Annotated in this window: 4 protein-coding genes; 3 read left to right on the top strand and 1 reads right to left on the bottom strand. The window is 64.0% G+C overall.

Annotated features, from left to right (window positions below):
* Window positions 1-117 precede the first annotated feature (117 nt).
* Entirely contained in the window at window positions 118-888 is a 771-nt protein-coding gene (locus EOA38_RS32405; RefSeq protein ID WP_127301143.1) for a sulfite exporter TauE/SafE family protein, read from the top strand.
* A gap of 34 nt (window positions 889-922) precedes the next feature.
* Here EOA38_RS32405 and EOA38_RS32400 read toward each other — a convergent pair whose 3' ends face one another.
* Window positions 923-1474 carry a DUF2269 family protein gene (locus tag EOA38_RS32400; RefSeq protein WP_127301142.1) on the bottom strand — a complete coding sequence of 184 codons (552 nt, stop codon included), beginning with the start codon at window positions 1472-1474 and terminating at the stop codon, window positions 923-925.
* A 537-nt stretch (window positions 1475-2011) separates the two neighbouring features.
* Between EOA38_RS32400 and EOA38_RS32395 the strand changes: the two genes are divergently transcribed.
* Window positions 2012-2542 carry a DUF1465 family protein gene (locus tag EOA38_RS32395; protein ID WP_127301141.1) on the top strand — a complete coding sequence of 177 codons (531 nt, stop codon included), beginning with the start codon at window positions 2012-2014 and terminating at the stop codon, window positions 2540-2542.
* 72 nt (window positions 2543-2614) lie between these two features.
* On the top strand, window positions 2615-2924 hold a 310-nt coding region (locus EOA38_RS32390; protein WP_127301140.1), incomplete at its 3' end, for a crossover junction endodeoxyribonuclease RuvC.

Here is a 2924-nt window from a genome sequence, read left to right as displayed (position 1 = left end):
GTTGATCGCGCCGGCCGGCTGACGGGGCGCATCGGCTATCGCGGTGTCCGGCTTTGTGGTCTATTGGAAATCTCCCGCTTTCCTCCAGCCACCCCACTTCCCAGCCGTTTCCAGATAATGTCAGGCCTGCTCAGCGATCCCTGGTTCTATGCCGCCGCCATTCCGGCGGTCATCCTCGTCGGCCTGTCGAAGGGCGGCTTCGGCGGCGCCGTCGGCTTTGTCGGCGTGCCGCTGATGGCGCTGACCATTCCGCCGGTGCAGGCTGCCGCCATCCTGCTGCCGATTCTGTGCCTGATGGACATCGTTTCGGTATGGACCTGGTGGGGTATCCACGACCGCAAGATGCTGGTCGACATGATGCCGGGCGCCGTCATCGGCATCGGCCTCGGCTGGCTGACGGCGGCCCTGGTGACCGAGGAGATGGTGCGGCTGATCGTCGGTGCTGTCGCGCTGATCTTCGTGCTGCGCTGGATCTATCTGCAGTTCCGCCATGGCGCCGATCACGCGGTGCAGCCGAACCGGATCGCGGCGGCCTTCTGGGGCACGGTTGCCGGTTTCACCAGCTTCGTCGCCCATGTCGGCGGCCCGCCTTTCCAGGTCTATGCGCTGCCCATCCGGCTCGACCCGAAGGTGCTGTCGGGGACGGCCGCGATCTTCTTCGCCGCCACCAATGCGCTGAAGCTCATCCCCTATTTCGCGCTCGGCCAGTTCGACACCACCAACCTGATAGCTTCCGGTGCGCTCATGCCGCTGGCGCCGCTCGCCACCGTGGCAGGCGCCTGGCTGGTGCGTCGCATGCGGCCGGAGGTGTTTTATCCATTCACCTACGCCACTGTCGCGGTGGTGGCGGTCAAGCTGCTCTGGGACGGTATCGCGGGCCTGATGTGAGGGCGGCTGCCAGGCCGCCCACACCAACAAATGCTCAGACGGCGCTCGGCACCATCTGGCGGCTGCCGCCAAGGGCGAGCGCCGCGCCGGCCGCCACCACCAGCGCCATGCCGGCGAGGACGCCGATATCGTGCAGGGTGGGCTTCAGCACCATGTCGGCGAGGATCACCAGCATCACCGCGTAGTCGAGGCGCGCCCAGCTCATCATGCGCTGGCCGATGGCAAGAACGGCGGGCGTGATACCTTCCTTGGCGACCATGGCGCCCATTCGCTCGCCGGTCGGCTTGAAGACGAGCATGCCGATCGAAAACGTCGTGGTGTAGCCGACAAGGCCGATGACGATCCACAGCTCGGCAAAGCCGACCCAGAAGGCACACATGACGATACCGAAGATCAGGGTGAGCATCGACATCGGCGCGAAGAAGCGGCCGCCGAGCTCACCGCTGGCGCGCATCGCCTGCAGCTTGTCCTCGATGTTGCCAGCACGCTCGGCAAGCGCGCCGAGCAGGAACAGCACGAAACCGCCGCCGACCCACAGAACGGCCGAGACGACGTGAAGGAATTTGACGATCGAGTACCAGTCCATGGTGTGCTCCTGGATGTCTTTCTTGATTTGCGGCGGCGCGGATTTGCGCCAGCCATTGAGAGGAGCGGCGTTTTGCGTGGCACGTGTTTCGGAACGATGTCGCCGCGGCGGCCGGCATGTTTCTGCGCCGCGATCGGCATCCGAAAATCTGGTTCTCCGCGAGCCGGGAAGGCGAAACCGGTCTGTCCCGTTCCGGCACAGGAAAGTCCGTTCGGTCAAAAATTCCGCCCGGCGTTAAGGCTTCATTAAGCTTTACGGGCGTTTACTATGCGCATCCAGTTTTTCTGGATTCTTACCGAGTGGTTGGAGCCACTTTGTTTGACGCCTCCCTGTTAAACTCCTGAGAGCCGCCTTATCCGCGGCTCTTTTTTTGTCCGTCGCTGGCCGGGGAGAGCGCGGCCCGGCGTTAACCCTTTGTTAAACATGCGCTTGCCTTCATGGGCGTCGAAGCGCATTTTCAAGCCTCAGTCATTTAAGGGTGCAGGACGTATCGGCAAGGATAGCCGAATCGGCTTGCGGCAGTGCAGGGGCGTATCAATGACCGAGCCTTCGACGGGCAGCGCGAAAACCATAAAGCTCGCGGAACGCAGGGTTTTCTCCCAATCCTTCAAGCCGCTCTACCAGGAGGGCATGGGCCTGGTCGAACAGGCGGCCGAATATCTCGACGGCAAGGGCAGGCTCGAAGCCAAGAAGCTGTCGCGCACGGCGGCGACGCTCTATGCGGCCGAATCGATGCGGCTGACCACCAGGCTGATGCAGGTCGCGTCGTGGCTGCTGCTGCAGCGGGCGGCGAATTCCGGCGAAATGACCCGAGACCAGGTCGCTTCTGAAAAATCCAAGGTGCGGCTCGACACCGCTTCCGCGCATGACGAGGTGCTGGGCTGGAACGAATTGCCGAAGGAATTTCTGGACCTTGTGAGCCGGTCGCTGCGCCTGCAGGCGCTGGTGCGTCGCATGGACGAAGAGATCTATGGCGGTGCCATGAACGGGCCGCCCAGCTCCGCCCGCCGCGCCAATCCGGTTTCCGACCAGATATCGCTGCTCAACACGGCGTTCGCACGCAGCTAGCCTGACCGCTGCCTGTTTCTGCTTTGTTCACATTTTGCTGGCATCCCCAAGCGCCGAGGCTAGACTTGGCGCATGGGGGAAGCGATTCGCATCATCGGCATCGATCCGGGACTGAGGCGCACCGGCTGGGGCATCGTCGAGAGCCTCGGCAACTCGCTGCGCTTCGTCGCTTCCGGCACCGTGCGCTCCGACGACAAGGCGCCGCTCGCGGCAAGGCTCTGCCAGTTGCATGACGGGCTGGCGGAGGTGTTGCATCAGGCCATGCCGCACGAGGCGGCCATCGAACAGACTTTCGTCAACAAGGATGCGACGGCGACGCTGAAGCTCGGCCAGGCGCGCGGCATCGCCATGCTGGTGCCGGCGCGCGCCGGGCTGGTGGTCG

The organism is Mesorhizobium sp. M1E.F.Ca.ET.041.01.1.1 (genome assembly GCF_003997355.1).
Taxonomy (GTDB): domain Bacteria; phylum Pseudomonadota; class Alphaproteobacteria; order Rhizobiales; family Rhizobiaceae; genus Mesorhizobium.
This window is presented reverse-complemented; position numbering and strand designations above follow the sequence as displayed.

Excerpts from the sequence above, each read along its gene's own strand:
- EOA38_RS32405 (WP_127301143.1), top strand. The coding sequence starts at position 118 with ATGTCAGGCCTGCTCAGCGATCCCTGGTTCTATGCCGCCGCCATTCCG.
- EOA38_RS32400 (WP_127301142.1), bottom strand. The coding sequence starts at position 1,474 with ATGGACTGGTACTCGATCGTCAAATTCCTTCACGTCGTCTCGGCCGTT.
- EOA38_RS32395 (WP_127301141.1), top strand. The coding sequence starts at position 2,012 with ATGACCGAGCCTTCGACGGGCAGCGCGAAAACCATAAAGCTCGCGGAA.